The organism is Bacillus sp. FSL L8-0654 (assembly GCF_038629965.1).
GTDB lineage: Bacteria > Bacillota > Bacilli > Bacillales > Bacillaceae > Bacillus > Bacillus safensis.
The window spans coordinates 109,193-128,686 of record NZ_CP152026.1 but is presented as its reverse complement, the minus strand read 5'-3'; the positions used below and the strand labels follow the sequence as shown (position 1 = coordinate 128,686).

At 41.8% G+C, this 19,494-nt stretch carries 21 protein-coding genes and 2 other annotated features; all 21 genes read right to left on the bottom strand.

Features of this window, described 5'->3' with window-relative positions:
- Positions 1 to 29: 29 nt before the first annotated feature.
- Complete coding sequence (gene rpoB, locus MHH65_RS00690) at positions 30 to 3,611, bottom strand: DNA-directed RNA polymerase subunit beta (protein ID WP_024425866.1); 3,582 nt, start codon at positions 3,609 to 3,611, stop codon at positions 30 to 32.
- A 255-nt stretch (positions 3,612 to 3,866) separates the two neighbouring features.
- Positions 3,867 to 4,472, bottom strand: coding sequence for a class I SAM-dependent methyltransferase (locus MHH65_RS00685; RefSeq protein ID WP_024425591.1), 606 nt, complete (start codon positions 4,470 to 4,472; stop codon positions 3,867 to 3,869).
- A gap of 96 nt (positions 4,473 to 4,568) precedes the next feature.
- Positions 4,569 to 4,934, bottom strand: a complete 366-nt coding sequence (gene rplL, locus MHH65_RS00680) for a 50S ribosomal protein L7/L12 (protein WP_008345418.1) — start codon at positions 4,932 to 4,934, stop codon at positions 4,569 to 4,571.
- 48 nt (positions 4,935 to 4,982) lie between these two features.
- Positions 4,983 to 5,483 carry a 50S ribosomal protein L10 gene (rplJ, locus tag MHH65_RS00675; protein WP_024425590.1) on the bottom strand — a complete coding sequence of 167 codons (501 nt, stop codon included), beginning with the start codon at positions 5,481 to 5,483 and terminating at the stop codon, positions 4,983 to 4,985.
- Positions 5,484 to 5,552: 69 nt separating this feature from the next.
- Positions 5,553 to 5,693 (bottom strand) — a sequence feature (ribosomal protein L10 leader region).
- Positions 5,694 to 5,742: 49 nt separating this feature from the next.
- Positions 5,743 to 6,441: a 50S ribosomal protein L1 gene (gene rplA, locus MHH65_RS00670; protein ID WP_017359164.1), complete on the bottom strand. Its 699-nt coding sequence runs from the start codon at positions 6,439 to 6,441 to the stop codon at positions 5,743 to 5,745.
- Positions 6,442 to 6,540: 99 nt separating this feature from the next.
- Positions 6,541 to 6,966 (bottom strand): 50S ribosomal protein L11, encoded by a 426-nt coding sequence (gene rplK / locus MHH65_RS00665; RefSeq protein ID WP_003216956.1) that lies wholly within the window; start codon positions 6,964 to 6,966, stop codon positions 6,541 to 6,543.
- Between the two features lie 171 nt (positions 6,967 to 7,137).
- Positions 7,138 to 7,671: a transcription termination/antitermination protein NusG gene (gene nusG, locus MHH65_RS00660; RefSeq protein ID WP_003217197.1), complete on the bottom strand. Its 534-nt coding sequence runs from the start codon at positions 7,669 to 7,671 to the stop codon at positions 7,138 to 7,140.
- A gap of 171 nt (positions 7,672 to 7,842) precedes the next feature.
- Positions 7,843 to 8,019, bottom strand: coding sequence for a preprotein translocase subunit SecE (gene secE / locus MHH65_RS00655; RefSeq protein ID WP_008345422.1), 177 nt, complete (start codon positions 8,017 to 8,019; stop codon positions 7,843 to 7,845).
- Positions 8,020 to 8,053: 34 nt separating this feature from the next.
- On the bottom strand, positions 8,054 to 8,203 hold the full coding sequence (gene rpmG, locus MHH65_RS00650) for a 50S ribosomal protein L33 (RefSeq protein ID WP_008356502.1): 150 nt from the start codon (positions 8,201 to 8,203) through the stop codon (positions 8,054 to 8,056).
- Between the two features lie 76 nt (positions 8,204 to 8,279).
- Positions 8,280 to 8,936: an RNA polymerase sporulation sigma factor SigH gene (sigH, locus tag MHH65_RS00645; RefSeq protein ID WP_008345424.1), complete on the bottom strand. Its 657-nt coding sequence runs from the start codon at positions 8,934 to 8,936 to the stop codon at positions 8,280 to 8,282.
- Positions 8,937 to 8,999: 63 nt separating this feature from the next.
- On the bottom strand, positions 9,000 to 9,512 hold the full coding sequence (gene rae1, locus MHH65_RS00640) for a ribosome-dependent mRNA decay endonuclease Rae1/YacP (RefSeq protein WP_024425589.1): 513 nt from the start codon (positions 9,510 to 9,512) through the stop codon (positions 9,000 to 9,002).
- 2 nt (positions 9,513 to 9,514) lie between these two features.
- Positions 9,515 to 10,264: a 23S rRNA (guanosine(2251)-2'-O)-methyltransferase RlmB gene (gene rlmB / locus MHH65_RS00635; RefSeq protein WP_024425588.1), complete on the bottom strand. Its 750-nt coding sequence runs from the start codon at positions 10,262 to 10,264 to the stop codon at positions 9,515 to 9,517.
- A complete protein-coding gene (locus MHH65_RS00630; RefSeq protein WP_024425587.1) occupies positions 10,248 to 10,679 on the bottom strand; it encodes a Mini-ribonuclease 3 in 432 nt (143 codons plus the stop codon). The genes rlmB and MHH65_RS00630 overlap by 17 nt, the downstream gene beginning before the upstream one ends.
- 3 nt (positions 10,680 to 10,682) lie before the next feature.
- The gene (gene cysS / locus MHH65_RS00625; protein ID WP_024425865.1) at positions 10,683 to 12,083 is read right to left on the bottom strand and encodes a cysteine--tRNA ligase; all 1,401 of its coding nucleotides are present in this window, start codon (positions 12,081 to 12,083) and stop codon (positions 10,683 to 10,685) included.
- On the bottom strand, positions 12,080 to 12,733 hold the full coding sequence (gene cysE / locus MHH65_RS00620) for a serine O-acetyltransferase (RefSeq protein WP_024425585.1): 654 nt from the start codon (positions 12,731 to 12,733) through the stop codon (positions 12,080 to 12,082). Before cysE ends, cysS begins: the two co-directional genes overlap by 4 nt.
- Positions 12,734 to 12,815: 82 nt before the next feature.
- Positions 12,816 to 13,046 (bottom strand) — a binding site (T-box leader).
- Entirely contained in the window at positions 13,046 to 14,497 is a 1,452-nt protein-coding gene (gene gltX / locus MHH65_RS00615; protein ID WP_025092232.1) for a glutamate--tRNA ligase, read from the bottom strand. (Overlaps the previous feature by 1 nt.)
- Positions 14,498 to 14,591: 94 nt before the next feature.
- Positions 14,592 to 15,068, bottom strand: a complete 477-nt coding sequence (ispF, locus tag MHH65_RS00610) for a 2-C-methyl-D-erythritol 2,4-cyclodiphosphate synthase (protein WP_003216928.1) — start codon at positions 15,066 to 15,068, stop codon at positions 14,592 to 14,594.
- Positions 15,069 to 15,071: 3 nt separating this feature from the next.
- Positions 15,072 to 15,761 (bottom strand): 2-C-methyl-D-erythritol 4-phosphate cytidylyltransferase, encoded by a 690-nt coding sequence (gene ispD, locus MHH65_RS00605; RefSeq protein ID WP_024425583.1) that lies wholly within the window; start codon positions 15,759 to 15,761, stop codon positions 15,072 to 15,074.
- Positions 15,762 to 15,774: 13 nt separating this feature from the next.
- Positions 15,775 to 16,875: a PIN/TRAM domain-containing protein gene (locus tag MHH65_RS00600; protein ID WP_024425582.1), complete on the bottom strand. Its 1,101-nt coding sequence runs from the start codon at positions 16,873 to 16,875 to the stop codon at positions 15,775 to 15,777.
- Between the two features lie 153 nt (positions 16,876 to 17,028).
- The gene (gene disA, locus MHH65_RS00595; protein WP_024425581.1) at positions 17,029 to 18,108 is read right to left on the bottom strand and encodes a DNA integrity scanning diadenylate cyclase DisA; all 1,080 of its coding nucleotides are present in this window, start codon (positions 18,106 to 18,108) and stop codon (positions 17,029 to 17,031) included.
- Positions 18,109 to 18,110: 2 nt separating this feature from the next.
- A complete protein-coding gene (gene radA, locus MHH65_RS00590; protein ID WP_024425863.1) occupies positions 18,111 to 19,490 on the bottom strand; it encodes a DNA repair protein RadA in 1,380 nt (459 codons plus the stop codon).
- Positions 19,491 to 19,494 lie beyond the last annotated feature (4 nt).

Here is a 19,494-nt window from a genome sequence, read left to right as displayed (position 1 = left end):
ACCCTAGTCACTTGCTCTAATCGTTTCTGCTATTCTTTTGTGACTGCGTCACGTTCAAGATCGACAGGTGCGAGGTCTGCAGCATCTTCGTCATTAGATAACGCTAATCCGTCTGCTTTCTTCGTTTCCTCATCGTCTTCTAAATCTCTCATTTCTATCTCTTCTTCATCGCCAGATAGGATTTTCACATCCATACCTAAACTTTGAAGTTCTTTGATTAACACTTTGAATGATTCAGGGACACCTGGTTCAGGTACGTTATCCCCTTTGACGATGGCTTCGTATGTTTTCACACGACCCACAACGTCATCCGATTTAACTGTTAAGATCTCTTGAAGTGTATATGCTGCACCGTAAGCTTCAAGTGCCCATACTTCCATCTCTCCGAAACGCTGACCACCAAACTGTGCTTTACCGCCAAGTGGCTGCTGCGTAACAAGTGAGTATGGTCCAGTTGAACGAGCGTGAAGTTTATCGTCAACCATGTGAGCCAGTTTGATCATGTACATGATTCCGACAGATACACGGTTGTCGAATGGTTCACCAGTTCGACCGTCATAAAGGACTGTTTTCGCATCACGGGACATACCTGCTTCTTCAAGCGTTTCCCAAACATCTTCCTCGCGCGCACCATCAAATACTGGTGACGCAATGTGGATGCCAAGGTAACGTGCAGCCATACCCATATGAAGCTCAAGTACCTGACCGATGTTCATACGAGATGGTACCCCTAGAGGGTTCAACATGATATCGATCGGTGTTCCGTCTGGAAGATAAGGCATATCTTCTTCTGGAAGGATTTTAGAGATAACCCCTTTGTTACCATGTCGTCCGGCCATTTTGTCACCTTCAGAAATCTTACGCTTCTGAACGATGTATACGCGGACTAACTGGTTTACACCTGGAGGTAATTCATCTCCATCTTCACGGTTGAAGACTTTTACATCGTGGATAATTCCGCCGCCGCCGTGTGGAACACGTAGTGACGTATCACGAACTTCACGAGCCTTTTCACCGAAGATTGCATGTAATAGACGTTCTTCAGCTGTTAGTTCAGTTACACCTTTAGGCGTTACTTTACCTACAAGAAGGTCTCCGTCTTTTACTTCTGCACCAATACGGATGATTCCGCGCTCGTCAAGGTTGCGTAAAGCATCTTCCCCAACGTTTGGAATATCACGAGTGATTTCTTCTGGTCCAAGCTTTGTATCACGAGCTTCTGATTCATATTCTTCAATATGAATAGACGTGTAGACGTCATCTTTTACAAGGCGCTCACTCATGATGATCGCATCCTCGTAGTTGTAACCGTCCCAAGTCATGAAGCCGACCATGACGTTACGTCCTAGAGCCAATTCACCTTTTTCCATAGAAGGACCGTCTGCAAGGATTTCCCCTTTAACGACTTCATCTCCAACACTTACGATAGGACGCTGGTTGTAGCAAGTCCCTTGGTTAGAGCGGACAAATTTCAGCAGGCTGTATTTGTCTAGGTTTCCTTTGACTTGTTGTCCGTCAACGTCTTCATAACGGCGAACCCAAATATTTTTTGCTTCTACACGTTCTACAACACCTGGGTAGCGGCAGATGACAGCAGCACCAGAGTCTTTACCTGATACGTACTCCATACCTGTACCAACAATCGGTGATTCTGGCTGCATCAAAGGCACAGCCTGACGCTGCATGTTCGCTCCCATTAGAGCACGGTTAGAGTCATCGTTTTCTAAGAATGGGATACATGCTGTCGCTGCAGAAACAACCTGCTTTGGCGAAACGTCCATGTAGTCAACGCGGTTTCGAGGAACAACGGTGTTTTCCCCTCTGAAACGAGCAATGATATTATCATCGATAAACGAACCATCATCAGCTAACTGAGCGTTCGCTTGTGCTACTACGTAGTTATCCTCTTCATCAGCAGTTAAGTAATCGATTCTCGGTGTTACTTTACCAGTCTCAGGATCAACCCGGCGGTAAGGTGTTTCGATAAATCCGAAGCGATTCACTTTTGCAAATGAAGATAGAGAGTTGATCAAACCAATGTTTGGACCCTCTGGTGTTTCGATCGGACACATACGTCCATAGTGAGAGTAGTGAACGTCACGAACTTCCATTCCTGCACGCTCACGTGTCAAACCACCCGGTCCAAGCGCTGACAGACGACGTTTGTGCGTCAATTCAGCAAGCGGGTTTGTTTGATCCATGAACTGAGAAAGCTGAGAACTACCAAAGAACTCTTTGATAGAAGCGATCACAGGACGAATGTTGATCAGCTGCTGAGGTGTGATCGTGTTTGTGTCTTGAATCGACATTCTTTCACGAACAACACGCTCCATTCTGCTTAAACCAATACGGAATTGGTTTTGCAGAAGTTCACCTACAGAACGCAGACGACGGTTACCAAGATGGTCGATATCATCTGTGTCACCTACACCATGAAGAAGGTTGAAGAAGTAACTGATTGATGCAATGATGTCAGAAGGCGTGATGTTTTTCACAGCTTCCTCTACATATGCATTACCAATCACGTTAATCACTTGCTCGCCTTCTTGATCAGTCGGTGCATAAATCTTAATAGATTGAAGTTCTACTTCATCTTCTACTACGCCACCATTAGGATAAAGCTTTCTAAATCCGATGCCGTTTTCTAAGTATGGAAGAACTTTATCAAGAACTCTTCTGTCTAAAATTTGACCTTTTTCTGCTAGAATTTCACCTGTTTCAGGATCAACTAACGTTTCAGCCAATTTCTGATTGAACAGTCTATTTTTAATATGAAGCTTCTTATTAATCTTGTAGCGTCCAACATTTGCTAAGTCATATCTCTTCGGATCGAAGAAGCGAGAGTCTAGCAAGCTTTTCGCATTTTCAACAGTTGGCGGCTCTCCAGGACGGAGGCGCTCGTAGATTTCGAGAAGTGCTTTATCTGCATTCTCTGTATTGTCTTTTTCCAGCGTATTGCGTAAGTATTCATTCTCACCAATGAGGTCAAGAATCTCTTGATCAGAGCTGAAGCCGAGAGCACGCAAAAGAACCGTAACCGGCAACTTACGTGTGCGATCGATGCGTACATAGACTACATCCTTCGCATCAGTTTCGTATTCTAACCATGCGCCACGGTTTGGAATGACAGTCGCAGTAAAACCTTTTTTACCGTTTTTGTCTACTTTACCACTGAAATATACACTTGGAGAACGCACTAGCTGAGAAACGATTACACGTTCCGCACCATTAATGATAAAAGTACCTGTGTCTGTCATGATTGGGAAATCACCCATGAACACATCTTGGTCTTTTACTTCTCCAGTTTCTTTGTTAATTAAACGAACTTTTACTCTTAGTGGAGCAGAGTAAGTTACATCACGTTCTTTTGATTCTGCTACAGGATACTTAGGATCCCCTAGGCTGTAATCAATGAATTCAAGAGAAAGGTTACCAGTAAAATCCTCAATTGGGGATATATCTTGAAACATCTCTCTAAGACCCTCATCAAGAAACCACTGATAAGAAGAGGTTTGAATTTCAATGAGATTTGGTAATTCTAACACTTCGCTTATGCGTGCGTAGCTTCTGCGCTGGCGGTGTCGTCCATACTGAACTAGTTGACCTGTCAACTGATTCACCCCTCAAATCATGCGTATTATATGTGTAAAAAGTATTTCTGTCTTTCAAATGTCAGTAAAGAAATACTTTTACAAGACAAAAGAAAAAAGGGTTTCTAAAATAAGAAAACCACATCCAAAAACAAATACCGATTTTATTAGTTTTCCCAAGTATGCATAATTTATACAAAATAGTTGTTTTTTAAGCCTATCAAGCAAAATATACACATTGGCATTTTATAATGTTAACACAGCTAGGAAACTGCGTCAAACTTTTTTAGCTTTGATTATATAGTAGCCCTTTTTTTTCAGCACAACCTCGACTTCTCCAAAGAGCTGCTCTAATTTTTCAATCGCAGATGGTCCACCTTGCTTTTTCTGAATAACCACCCACAACTCACCTTCCGGCAATAAATGATCAGCACTTTTTTCAAAGATCGCATGTACAACTTTCTTCCCTGCCCGTATTGGGGGATTGGTCAGTATAGAGGCAAAAGCAGCTGAGGAATGAACATTCGAGAACAAATCACTTTGATAGATGCGAACATTATCAATGCGATTATGTTTAGCGTTTTCCTTTGAAAGTTCGACTGCTCTTTCGTTCACATCAATCATATGAATGGTACGGCTAGTCATTTCGTTTGCTAACGATAAGCCAATCGGTCCATAACCGCAACCGACATCTAAGACATCGCCATCCAAATCAGGTTCTTCGAAAGCTTCAATTAAAAGCCTTGAACCAAAGTCGACTTCTTTCTTAGAAAACACTCCACTGTCACTTGTAAAAGTAAAGGTACGGTTTCTCAAGGTGAAGTCCCATGTCTGTTTATTGCTTTTCACTGATGGCTTTTCCGTATAATAGTGGTCACTCATGGTGAATGGACCTCCTCTGGATTCAATCGTTTCAGGAGATTAGAAAAGAAAAAGCCCGCCAGTAAAAGCGAGCTTTCCCAAAAGATTAGGCGAAGATTACTTAACTTCTACAGAAGCGCCAACTTCTTCAAGCTTAGCTTTAAGTTCTTCAGCTTCTTCTTTAGCAATACCTTCTTTAAGTGGTTTTGGAGTGTTGTCAACAAGTTCTTTAGCTTCTTTCAAGCCAAGACCAGTGATTTCACGAACCACTTTGATAACTTTGATTTTTTGGTCTCCAGCACCAGCAAGTACTAGATCAAAATCAGTTTTTTCTTCAGCAGCAGCACCGCCACCAGCAGCTACAGCTACAGGAGCAGCAGCAGTTACGCCAAATTCTTCTTCGATTGCTTTTACTAAGTCGTTTAACTCAAGTACAGTTGCTTCTTTAACTGAAGCAATGATTTCTTCGATATTTAAAGCCATTTGTAATTCCTCCATTTTAAGTTTTTTTACGCAAACGTAAAGTACGCATTAAGCGCCTTGTTCTTCTTTTTGATCTGCAACTGCTTTAGTAGCAAGAGCAAGATTACGAACTGGAGCTTGAAGAACGCTAAGCAACATAGAAAGTAAGCCTTCGCGAGACGGAAGTTCCGCAAGAGCCTTCACTTCTTCTACAGTCGCTACGTTTCCTTCGATGACACCAGCTTTGATTTCTAAAGCTTCGTGGCTTTTCGCAAATTCGTTGATGATTTTCGCAGGTGCGATAACATCTTCGTTACTAAATGCGATAGCGTTTGGACCTGTTAAGAAATCGTTTAAACCCGTTAGTTCAACTTGTTCAACTGCACGGCGAGTCAAAGTGTTTTTGTAAACTTTGAATTCTACGCCAGCTTCACGAAGCTGTTTACGAAGTTCAGTCACTTCAGAAACTGAAAGACCGCGGTAATCTACAATGACAGTAGACATACTATCTTTAAATTTAGAAGTAATTTCATCAACGACAACTTTTTTAGTATCGATTGCATTGCTCATGGTTACACCTCCTGTACATTCTTTGTGTAACACTTATACCGATCAGGCCATCACGTTCCTAACGAACGGTTCTCCATATAAAAAGCCTCCATTAAGACATGGAGGCTGTATATACAAGCATACGTTAACGTAAGACTGTGACATATACACCTCGGCGGGTTAATTAAGCCATAAGGCCCCTGCTGTCTACGGTATAAATGGACATTATTCTATTTTACAACATTTTGATATTATCAAAATGGTTGTCATAAGTCAAGAATTATTTTGCAGAGAAAGAAGATGGATCCACTTTCACGCCAGGGCCCATAGTAGATGTAACAGAAACGTTTTTCACGTATACACCTTTAGCCGCTGCAGGTTTTGCTTTAAGGATTGTGTCATAGATTGTTGCAAAGTTCTCAACAAGCTTTTCGTCCTCGAAAGAAACCTTTCCGATTGGCGCGTGGATGTTACCAGCTTTATCAACGCGGTATTCTACTTTACCAGCTTTGATTTCATTGATTGCTTTTTCAACTTCGAACGTTACAGTTCCTGTTTTAGGGTTTGGCATAAGACCTTTTGGTCCAAGTACACGACCGATCTTACCAACTTCACCCATCATGTCAGGTGTCGCAACGATTACATCGAATTCGAACCAGCCTTGTTGGATTTTAGTGATGTAATCAGAATCTCCAACGTAGTCTGCTCCAGCAGCTTCTGCTTCTTTTGCTTTTTCGCCTTTAGCGAACACAAGAACGCGTTGAGTTTTACCAGTTCCGTTAGGAAGTACAACTGCACCGCGGATTTGTTGATCGTTTTTACGAGGGTCTACGCCCAAACGAAAAGCAACTTCTACAGTCGCATCAAATTTAGCTGTATTTGCTTTTTTTGTAAGAGAAACAGCTTCAGCTACATCATACGCTTTAGTACGATCGATCAGCTTAGCAGCTTCTACATACTTTTTACCTTTTTTAGCCATTATAAAAATCCTCCTTATGTGGTTTTAGCGGAATAACCTCCCACGAATAAGGGTTGCGAACTTGTCAAAACCAAACTCGCAACCCAACAAGACAAAAAATTAATCTTCGATGACAATACCCATACTGCGTGCAGTACCTTCAACCATGCGCATAGCTGATTCAACGCTAGCAGCGTTTAAGTCAGGCATTTTTGTTTCCGCGATTTCGCGTACTTTATCACGCTTAACAGTTGCCACTTTATTACGGTTAGGTTCACCAGAACCAGACTCAATACCAGCTGCTTTTTTAAGTAAAACTGCAGCAGGTGGAGTTTTAGTAATAAATGTAAATGAACGGTCTTCAAAAACCGAAATTTCAACAGGAATGATAAGACCAGCTTGGTCAGCTGTACGAGCGTTAAACTCCTTACAGAATCCCATGATATTAACACCGGCTTGACCTAGTGCAGGTCCAACTGGTGGAGCTGGGTTAGCTTTTCCAGCAGGAATTTGCAATTTAACAACTTTAACTACTTTTTTAGCCACGAGACACACCTCCTTAAAGTCCGTGATGTGGTAATAGGGGAATCCCCCTCCCACTCAACAACTTCATTCTTTATATGAATGACGAAATAACTAGCTAGCGATCTTGAGTGAACTCAAGACGTACCTTTGCTATATTACCACTTCTATACACTCATTTCAAGCTCTTTTAAATTACAATTTATCGATCTGTGTGAACTCAAGTTCAACAGGTGTTTCTCTACCAAACATATTAACGAATACTTTGACTTTGCTTTTATCGTAATCAATTTCTTCAATCGATCCAGTGAAGTTAGCAAATGGTCCATCGATGACCTTAACTGTTTCTTTCAGTTCAAAGTCGATTTCTGTTTTGCGTTCTTCAAGACCCATTCTCTTCAGAATGGTTTCGGCTTCGCCTGGCAGCAGTGCAGTCGGCTTTGAGCCTGATCCAGCTGATCCAACGAATCCAGTGACACCTGGTGTATTACGAACAACATACCAAGAGTCGTCAGTCATCACGATTTCCACTAGGACATAGCCAGGGAATACTTTCTTTTTGACGACTTTTTTCTTACCATTTTTAATATCCGTTTCTTCTTCTTCTGGTACGACGACGCGGAAGATTTTATCCTGCATGCCCATTGATTCAACACGCTTTTCCAAATTCGCTTTTACTTTGTTTTCATAGCCAGAGTACGTATGCACAACATACCAATTCTTTTCCATTTTCGTTCAGGACTATTTAGTCCTTCCCTCCCCACATTTCATAATGTCTATTTGACGAATCTCGAGTAACGGTAAATATTTTCAAGCAATTGAAAAAACCCGTAAAACGGGTTTTTTGGCAAGTCATATTATGATCTATTATAGCACGTTCAGCAGACCATTATTCAAGTATTAATGAATTAATTCGATTAATTGTGAGATTCCTATATCAAGAAAAGAGAAAAAGATGGCAAAGAATACGACTGTTAAAATAACAGTGATTGTGTAGCGGACCATTTCGTTCTTCTTTGGCCAGCTGACCTTTTTCATTTCTTTTCCGACACTTTTTAAGAAACTGATAATACGCATGTAAAAGACCTCCACAGATTAAAGAACGCAAATCTTACTTCGTTTCTAAATGTGTTTTATGTGAATTACAAGTCTTGCAATATTTCTTAACTTCTAATCTTTCAGCTGCTGAAGCAACACTTTTCATTGTCGTATAATTGCGGCTTCCGCAGTCTTTACAGGCTAGAGTAATCTTTTTCCTCATATTTACACCTATTTTCTCGACATCATTTCATTAGTACCTTATCACAGTGTCGAAAAAGCTGTCAATATAGGTTTGATTAGAGACTAATCTCGCGAAGCTCTAAATATTTCTCTAATTTTCTCTTTACTCTTTGGAGTGCGTTATCAATTGATTTCACATGACGGTTTAAATCTTCCGAAATCTCCTGATAGGATCTGCCATCAAGATACAGCACAAGTACCTTTCTTTCCAGCTCGCTTAGCAGTTCACCCATCTTCATTTCGATATCATCAAATTCTTCTTTGCTAATAATTAAGTCTTCTGGGTTAAGCGCTTTAGCACCGGAAATGACATCTAATAATGTTCTGTCCGATTCTTCATCGTAGATCGGCTTGTCTAATGATACATAGGAATTTAACGGGATATGTTTTTGGCGAGTAGCTGTTTTAATTGCGGTGATAATTTGGCGGGTAATACATAATTCTGCAAAAGCCTTAAATGAAGTAAGCTTGTCCTCTCTGAAATCGCGGATAGACTTATAAAGTCCGATCATTCCCTCTTGGACAATGTCCTCTCGATCCGCTCCTATCAAGAAATAAGATCTTGCTTTCGCACGTACAAAATTGCGGTATTTCGTTATTAAATAATCTAGCGCATCACTATCTCCGACATGAACCCTTTCAATGACTTGTTCATCTTCCAACTGGCAAAATTGCTCTCTGATGGACTTACCCTTGCTGTTGTTTAGATTCACTTCGATCCCCCCGACCGCACCTAGATAGAAATATTATACATTAATGGTTGAAATATCGTCAAGCTATTCCAGATTCCCGCGCCGCCATTTTTCAAACGTTTTCAATACATCTTCTGACAATTCAATCTTAGATGCTGGTTTATCAGAAGTAATCTTTTTGACCCTCGTTTCAATCTTTCGTTCTATCACTTCAATCTCTCTTAAAAGCTCACGAGCCGACTTCCGAAGAGCTCCTTGTCCAAAAATAGCCCATTGTTCCGTAAAATCTGAGGTTGCCACATGAATTTGCGTCCGGATATTATTCAAATCCTGCGCCAGCTTTTCAATCCGCTCATCCGCCGTTTCATTCTCTCTCGTAAAGATGACCTCTACTCGGTGGTTGGTCCGCTTTTTTTCAATTCCTTTGACCATATGGGCATCGAATACGACAATGACTCGATACCCTGTGTATGCTTGATATTCTGCTAAATGTTGAATCAGCACGTCTCTGGCTTCTTCAAAGCTGTTTTCCTTTAAGTGCTGCAGCTGAGGCCATGCACCTATCATGTTGTATCCATCGACTAAGAGGATATCCATCTCTATTCTCCTAACGGATAACGTTTTCGATACACTTCATACATCAATAGACCAGCCGCAACTGATGCGTTTAACGAAGTAACCTTCCCGGCCATAGGCAGTTTAATCAGAAAATCACACTTTTCTTTAATCAATCGGCCAATTCCTTTTCCTTCACTGCCAATCACAAGAGCCAGCGGCATTGTGCCATCAAATTGTCTGTAATCCTGTTTAGCAGACGCATCTGTTCCCGCAACCCAGATTCCTCTTTCTTTCATTTCATCAAGGGCTCTTGAAAGATTGGTCACTTTTGCAACAGGAATATGCTCAATTGCTCCAGTGGATGCCTTAGCAACTGTTGTTGTTAGACCGACCGCTCTCCTTTTCGGAATGACAATCCCATGTGCACCTACAGCATCTGCCGTACGCATAATAGATCCTAAATTATGCGGGTCTTCAATTTCATCTAAAATCAGAAAGAAAGGCTGTTCATTCCGCTTTTCAGCGATTTGATACAGATCGTCCAATTCTGCATATTCATATGCTGCTACTTGTGCAACGATTCCCTGGTGCTGACCTGTAACCATTTGATCAAGCTTTTTCCTCGGAACATACTGAATGGTGATATTTTGCTTTTTAGCGAGTTCAATGACCTGCTGGGCTTGTCCTTTTACAGTGTTTTCCGCCATCCAGAGCTTGTATAACTCCCGATCTGACTTCAGTGTTTCAATCACTGCATTTTTCCCAATGACATAATCATGTTGCTGACTCATTTGTCTTCCTCCCTGACGTTCCGATTTCAATCGCCTGACCAATCAGCTCTTCTAAGCGTTCGTCCTGCTTTTCGATAAATAAATACCCCATGAGCGCTTCAAACGCTGTACTATAACGATACGTTTGAACGTCTGTGTTTTTAGGCACTGTGCCTGATTTTGCGTTTCTTCCTCTTTTCAGCACCGCTTCTTCTGCTTCAGTGAAAAAGCCTTGCTGCTGAAGCGTAAATAAAATAGCAGCCTGTGATTTAGCTGAAACAATTTTGCTTGCTCGTTTGTGCAGCTCATTTGGTTTTGTCGCCCCCGTTTGGAGGAGGTGATGCCTCACATACACTTCAAAAATGGCATCACCCATATAAGCCAGCGCAAGTCCGTTCAGCTGTTTACCGTCTTTCAGCTTTTCAAAATTCAACATTGCCTATTCTCCTCTTTTCCAACGAGTACCTTGAGGAGTGTCCTCCAACACAATATTCATGTTCTTTAATTGATCACGAATTTGATCAGATAGGGCAAAGTCACGATTTCTTCTAGCTTCATTGCGTTTTTCAATTAACGCTTCTACCTCTTCGTCAAGCGTGTGCTTTTCTTCTAATGAGAAGCCGAGAACAGACGTAATTTCTTGGAACAAGCCGATAAATGCCTTGATCACTTCCTCCGAAGTATGATCATTTTCCATATAATAATTCGCCTGTTTCGCTAATTCGAATAAAACAGAGATCGCATTTGCCGTATTGAAGTCATCATTCATTTCAGAAATAAATGTCGCACGCTGCTCTTCAATTTTTTCCAGCCATTCAGCATTGTCTTCCGTGATATTCGTACTGCTCTCAAGACGGTGATGTAAATTCGCATACGATGTCTTGAGTCGGTTAAACGCACTCTTTGTACTTTCTAATAAATCCATTGAGTAGTTAATTGGGTGGCGATAGTGAACCGACAACATAAAGAAGCGGAGCACATCAGGATCTTGTTCTTTCACAATGTCATGCACGAGCACAAAGTTGCCAAGTGATTTTGACATTTTTTCATTATCAATATTAATATACCCGTTATGCATCCAATACTTCGCAAAAGGCTTCCCTGTCAAAGCCTCAGATTGGGCAATTTCATTCTCATGGTGAGGGAATGTTAAATCCTGTCCGCCAGCATGAATGTCGATCGTATCACCTAAATATTTTTTGACCATTGCCGAGCATTCGATGTGCCAGCCTGGGCGTCCTTTGCCCCACGGGCTATCCCAAGAGATTTCCTGATCCTTTGCAGCCTTCCAAAGAGCAAAGTCCAGCGCATCTCGTTTCTTTTCACCTACACGAATACGAGCACCTGTCTTCAGTTCATCAATTGATTGGTGAGAAAGCTTTCCATAACCTTCAAATGAGCGTGTGCTGTAATACACGTCACCATCTGCTTCATAGGCGTAGCCTTTTTCAATCAATGTCGCAATAAACGCAATGATATCATCCATGTTTTCCGTCACTCGCGGGTGAAGGTCTGCTTTTTTGCAGCCGAGCGCACTGACGTCTTCGAAGTAGGCTTGGATAAAACGATCAGCAATTGTCGGCACATCTTCTCCGAGTTCATTGGCTGCCTTGATGAGTTTATCATCCACATCTGTAAAGTTTGATACAAAGTTCACATCGTAACCGCTGTATTCTAAATACTTACGTACAGTGTCATAAACAATAGCAGGTCTAGCATTCCCGATATGAATGTAGTTATAAACGGTTGGTCCGCACACATACATCTTGACCTTTCCTGGCTCAAGCGGGACAAATTCTTCCTTCTTACGTGTCAATGTATTATAAATATTGATTGTCATGATTGTTCTTCCTTTCTGCTCAATGAAGCCAGCTCACCTTTTAGCTTTTCCATTTCTCGTTCCAATTCTTTAAAACGATCGGAAACTGGATCTGGCAAATCTTGATGGTTGAGATCACGATTGATTTTCTTTCCATTTTGAACGACCACTCGCCCAGGTATACCTACAACAGTGGAATGGTCTGGGACGTCTTTTAACACGACCGACCCTGCACCAATCTTGGACCCTTTTCCAACCGTGATAGAACCAAGCACCTTGGCACCTGTCGCAATGAGGGCATCATCTAAAATGGTCGGATGCCGCTTTCCCTTTTCTTTCCCTGTTCCCCCTAATGTCACGCCTTGGAAAACAGTGACGTTGTCTCCAATTTCACATGTTTCCCCGATCACGACGCCCATGCCGTGATCAATGAAGAACCGCCTGCCAATGGTTGCCGCCGGATGAATTTCCACCCCTGTGAAAAAGCGGCTGACCTGAGAAATGATCCGCGCAATAAAATACAGCTTCCGCTTATAAAATGCGTGCGCAATACGGTGAGCCCAAATCGCATGAAGCCCTGAATAGGTTAGCACTACTTCAATATAGCTTCTAGCAGCAGGATCTTGATCAAACACAGTATCAATATCTTCTTTCAGCATTTTGAAAAACACATGCTCCCCCCGTTCTTCCCCATGAATCTCTCTTAGGACTTGCTCTCTTTTTTTGGACAAATAAAAAACGCCTCTGCCAAATGACAGAGACGTTTTGAAAACGCGGTTCCACTCTGTTTAGAAAGCTACTTATCTTTCAGCCTTCTCAACTTAATCCCATAACGGAGGGTACCGCCCTTGCATACTAACGTACGTGTTCCTCAAGGGTCTTGAGGGTGCATTTCCAATGTCTGCCCATAAGTCTCTTTCAGCCGGTGGAGACTCTTTCTGTGATGGACGAGTACATTGTACTTCTCCCTCGCAACGATTTCCTTATATTTGTTTAATGCGGTTTAATACCGTTTCTTTACCTAGTAATTCAATACTTTGCGGAAGTTCTGGGCCATGCGTTTGTCCTGTGACAGCCACACGAATCGGCATGAATAGTTTCTTGCCTTTATGCCCTGTTTCTTTTTGTACCGCTTTAATGGCAGCCTTGATTTCATCAGGTGTGAAAGACTCAAGCTGTTCAAGCTGACCTGCAAAAGATGCCATCACTTCTGGTACTTGCTCCTCTGCTAGAACTTCCTTTGCCTCTTGATTATACTCAATTTGCTCCTTAAAGAACAACTCTGTTAACTCAACAATTTCTGCTCCGTAGCTTAATTGTTCGTGATACAGAGAAATAAGCTTGCGTACCCACGTGTTTTCTTCTTCAGTCAGCTGCTCACTTACCTTGCCTGCTTTTTGAAGATGCGGAAGTGTTAGTGCCACAACCTGATCAAGATCAAGTGCTTTCACGTATTGGTTGTTCACCCATTTTAGTTTATGCATATCGAATAGAGCTGGTGACTTAGAAAGTCGGTTTACATCGAAAATGTCGATGAATTGCTCTTTTGTAAACAGTTCTTCTTCGCCTACTGGAGACCATCCAAGTAATGCAATGAAGTTAAACAGGGCTTCAGGTAAATAGCCTAAATTCTTATATTGCTCGATGAATTGAATAATTGATTCATCACGTTTACTTAATTTCTTGCGGTTCTCGTTCACAATCAACGTCATATGTCCGAATAGCGGAACATCCCAGCCAAATGCATGAAAAATCATGATTTGTTTAGGGGTATTTGAAATATGATCTTCTCCGCGAAGAACGTGAGTCATTTTCATCAAATGATCATCCACGGCTACGGCAAAGTTATAAGTTGGCGTGCCATCTTTTTTCACAATAACAAAGTCACCAATGCCGTCTGTTTCAAATGAAATTTCACCTTTGACCATGTCGTCAAATTTGATGATTTCTCCTTTTGGTACTCGGAAGCGGATGCTTGGCTCTCTTCCTTCAGCAATCAGTTTGTCCTCTTCTTCTTTTGATAAATGACTGCATTTACCAGAATATCGAGGCATTTCACTGCGGGCGATTTGTGCTTCACGCTCTGCCTCTAGCTCTTCTGCCGTACAATAGCACTTGTACGCCAAGTCCTTCTCTAACAGCTCGTCATAATATTTTTTGTAAATATCATTACGTTCTGATTGTCTATAAGGACCGTAACCGCCATCTTTATCAATGCTCTCATCCCAATCAATACCGAGCCATTGCAGGTGGCGAAGCTGGCTTTCCTCCCCGCCTTCTACATTACGCTTTTGGTCCGTATCCTCGATTCGAATAATAAATTTGCCGCCTTGGCTGCGTGCGAACAAATAGTTGAAAAGAGCCGTTCTAGCATTCCCAATATGTAAATGACCAGTTGGACTCGGTGCATAACGAACACGCACTTCATTTCCCATGAGTTTAACTTCCTTTCATCTGCATCATGTTGTCTGACACCAATTTTTTATAAACGTATTTTATCATCAAAACCTATTCTCATCAAAATGGATTTTACTTTTTCTGAAGAAGCACTGTTGCCTGAGAGGCAATTCCTTCTCCTCTTCCTGTAAATCCGAGTTTCTCTGTCGTTGTTGCTTTGACATTCACCTGTGTGACATCGGCCTCAAGCGCTTCTGCAATTTTCTCACACATTGGTTGAATGTAAGGTGCCATTTTTGGCTTTTGCGCCATGATGGTGCAGTCAATATTCACAAGTGTGTAGCCCTTTTCTTTCACAAGTGCCCACACATGCTGCAATAATTTAAAAGAATCTGCATCCTTAAACTCAGGATCTGTGTCTGGGAAATGTCTGCCGATATCTCCTTCAGCAATCGCACCCAGGCATGCATCTGCCACTGTGTGAAGCAGTACGTCAGCATCTGAATGCCCTAGCAGTCCCTTTTCATAAGGGATGGTGACCCCGCCGATAATTAGAGGTCTTCCCTCTGTTAATTGATGTACATCAAAGCCTTGTCCTATTCTCAACATGATCTAGTACCCTCTTTCCGCATCCATAATTGCCTTGGCAACCAATAAATCATCCGGTGTTGTCAGCTTAATATTGGTATAGTCTCCTTGGACAATATACACATTCTCACCTTGTAATTGTTCAACAAGACTGGCGTCGTCTGTTCCAAGGAAGCCTGTCCGCTCCGCATATTCATGCGCTTCTTTTAAAATAGAATGACGAAAAGCTTGTGGGGTCTGGACTGCCCACAAGCTCTGACGTTCAATGGTTTGTTCCACTTTGCCTTCTTGAACGCGTTTGATTGTGTCTTTCACTGGTACCGCTACAACTGCGGAGCCTTTTTCAATCGCCGCTTTAACGAGCAAGTCAATCTGTGTATGCTTAATAAAAGGCCTTGCCCCATCATGAACAAGCACGATGTCCGCATCTTTCACAGCCTTTAATCCTTCGTATACACTTTGCTGACGTTCTTCACCGCCAGTGACAAGTGAAACAGGCGTTTGAAAAGCGTGTACCTTGAGTAGCCTTTCAAAGTCTTGACGCTCCTCTTCATTGATCGCTAGGATCATTCGTTTGCATTGCGCATGAGCGTCAAACACCTTTAGTGTATGAATGATGACCGGCATTCTTTTCAGCTCAATAAAAAGCTTATTGCGGCCGGCCTTCATTCGTTTCCCCTGCCCCGCAGCCGGAATAACTACTTCATAATACATGTTCGTTCTCCCTTTAGAGCGCCTTCTCCAGAAGTTTTGGCTTCGCAAAAATCATTCTTCCAGCAGCAGTCTGCAGCACACTTGTGACGAGCACGTCAATGTCTTTTCCAATGTAATTGCGTCCTTCCTCGACCACAATCATCGTCCCGTCATCTAAGTAAGCAACACCTTGGTTATGCTCTTTCCCATCTTTGATGACCTGTACCTTCATTTCTTCCCCAGGCAGTACAACCGGTTTAACGGCATTGGCTAGATCATTGATGTTTAACACTGCTACTTTTTGAAGTTCGCATACTTTATTTAAATTAAAATCATTGGTCACAACAACACCTGAAGTTAATTTCGCCAGCTTCACAAGCTTGCTATCAACCTCTTGAATGTCTTCGAAGTCACCTTCGTAAATTTCAACTTTGATATCCAATTCTTTTTGAATACGATTTAAAATATCAAGACCTCTTCGGCCTCTATTTCTCTTTAATACATCTGAAGAGTCTGCAATATGCTGTAATTCCTCGAGTACAAATTGAGGAATGACCATGACACCTTCTAAGAATCCAGTTTGGCAAATATCTGCGATTCTTCCATCAATGATAACACTTGTGTCTAAAATTTTCAGCTTTTTATCTTCTATTTCAGGTTCATCATCAGCTGCTCCTTTTTTCTTTGTGACCTTTGCAGATCGGGAGAACAGCCCTATCATTTCATCCTTCTTCTTAAAGCCTACCTGAAACCCAAGGTATCCTAAAAAGAAAGCCAGGAAAATCGGAATAATGGTACCAAAAATATGATATGGGATATTGTTTAGCGGGATCACGTTTACAATAAGATATGCTAGAATAAGTCCAAATACTAATCCGAAACTTCCAGATATAAGATCAGGAAGAGGCGCCTTCAATAGAGAATCCTCGATCCATTTCACCCAATTTACCACATAACCTGTGCACCATTTACCAATGATGAAGAACACAACGGCTCCTATTAGTGCTGAAGAGTAAGCATTTGTTATGAAAGGTATGTCCTTTACATTTAAAAGCAGAAATAACTCTGGAATGATAAAAATCCCCACAACTGCACCCAAAATGATAAAAAACGCCTGAACGATTCTTTTTAACATACCTTCACCTCCTTTATTTTTCATCTGTCAATCCACCTTCATCTGACATTGATATATGTTTAAGTTTCCTATCATGAGCAACAGAAAACAAAACCATCATTAATATACCCATATTCATCCATTTTTAACCGTAGTAGAGGAAAATTTCTCTTCTTAAAGCTGACGGTCGATATAATGTTTTTCTTGTAACCTTTTTAATCCTTTTTTTATCTTTTTCGCTCTTACTTCTCCAATTCCTTCTACTTCATCCAATTCTTGTACATCTGCTTCCATAATTCGATCTAGCACACCGAATGCTTCAACCACATTTTCGACGATTGGCATTGGCAGTCTAGGGATTTTATGGAGCAATCTGTATCCTCTTGTGTACACATATTCGTCAATATTTGTAGAAGCTGGATATCCAAGTAACTTGTACAGAATGGAATCATCTAAAAGCTCAAAGCTCGACATATCTTGAAGTTGTTTAAGCAGCACATACGGATCTTTAATCTTTTCTTTCACGTAATCTTTAATAAATAAAGCCGCTTCCTGCTCCATATCTGTAATCAATTCATTGACCTGCAGACGGATCAAGTGTCCCTCTGTTCCAAGCTCTTTGATATACATATTGATTTCATTTTTGATTCTGAGTACCATTTCGTAGCGGTGCAGCACGGATAATACATCACCAAAGGTCACAAGCTCTTCGAATTCTAGGGCGCTTAACGCAGAAATGGCGTGATCTAAAATCGTTTTATATTTCTCAAGTGTTTGAATGGCTTGATTAGCCTTTGTTAAAATAAAGCCAATATCTTTCAGCGTATAACGACGATTCCCTTGGTATAAGGTAATGACGTTCCTCCGTTCAGAAATAGCAATAATTAAGCAGCCTGTCTGCTTTGCTACACGTTCAGCCGTCCGGTGCCTCATGCCTGTTTCCGATGAATGAATGGTTGCATCTGGCATCAGCTGTGTATTCGCATACAAGATTTTTTGACCAGAATCGCTAAGAATAATGGCCCCATCCATCTTCGCCAATTCATATAAATGTGCTGGGGAGAAGGCTGAATTAATGTGAAATCCTCCATCTACCACACTCTTTACTTTGTCATTATAACCAACTACAATGAGCCCGCCAGTATTGGCTCTCAGGACGTTTTCAATCCCTGCCCGCAGAGGTGTTCCTGGTGCCACAAACTGTACAATATCTAAGAGATCGAGTTCTCTCGCTCCTTTTTTCTCTTTTTCCATTTCTATGATCCCCCTAGTGAAATTCGAAGTGCCTCCGCTACATTTTCTACACCAACTAACTCAATCCCTCTCGGCTTTTTCCATCCGTCTAGATTCGCCTGAGGAATAAACATTCGCTTAAATCCTAGTTTTGCAGCTTCCTGCACTCGCTGTTCAATTCTTGATACTCTTCTGACTTCTCCCGTCAGACCGACCTCTCCTATAAAGCAATCCGCTTGATGCGGCGCTGCATCTTTAAAGCTTGATGCAATACTGACGGCAATAGCTAAGTCAATCGCCGGTTCGTCAAGCTTCACACCGCCTGCGACCTTTAAATAGGCATCTTGGTTTTGCAGCAGCAGCCCCACGCGTTTTTCTAAAACTGCCATGAGCAGCGATACTCGATTATGATCAAGGCCAGTGGCCATTCTTCGCGGATTCCCAAAGCTTGTCGGGGAAATTAATGCCTGTATCTCGACAAGTACGGGTCTTGTTCCTTCCATTGAGGCAACAACACACGAACCAGATACACCTGCCGACCGCTCTTCTAAAAAGATTTCTGATGGGTTTAATACTTCCGTGAGCCCTTCCTCTCTCATTTCAAAAATTCCCAATTCATTCGTTGAACCAAATCGGTTTTTGACCGCCCGTAAAATACGAAACGTATGATGACGCTCGCCTTCAAAATAAAGAACTGTGTCCACCATATGCTCTAAAAGGCGTGGACCTGCGATCGAGCCTTCTTTGGTCACGTGACCAACGATAAAAATAGGAATACCATTTGTTTTGGCAATCTTCATCAGCTGTGCTGTACATTCTCTAACTTGAGATACAGAGCCGGGAGCTGACGTAATATCGCTTTGATAAACGGTTTGAATCGAATCCACCACAACAAACGCAGGTTTCATCTCCTGTATAGCAGACGTTATATACTCCATATCGGTTTCAGCCAAAACATGTAAAGAGGCGCTTTCAATGCCAAGGCGGTCCGCTCTTAGCTTCGTTTGTTTAATAGACTCCTCACCAGATATGTATAACACATTCTGATTTTTGTCTGAGAGCTGTGCTGATACTTGTAATAACAATGTGGACTTCCCAATCCCAGGATCTCCGCCGATGAGAACAAGAGAACCTTTGACAATTCCACTTCCTAATACTCGGTTAAATTCTTCTAAATTTGTTTTAATTCGGGGTTCTTCGGATGTTTCAATTGCAGATATAGGTGAAGGTTTTTGAATGGTTTGAACAGAATGATTAAAAGCACTTCGACGGTTTGCCGGCTCTTTGCGAACGACCTCTTCTGTCATACTGTTCCACGTGCCGCAGCCTGGACATTTCCCCATCCATTTGGCTGACTCATAACCGCACGATTGGCATATAAATTTTGATTTTGTCTTAGCCATAGAT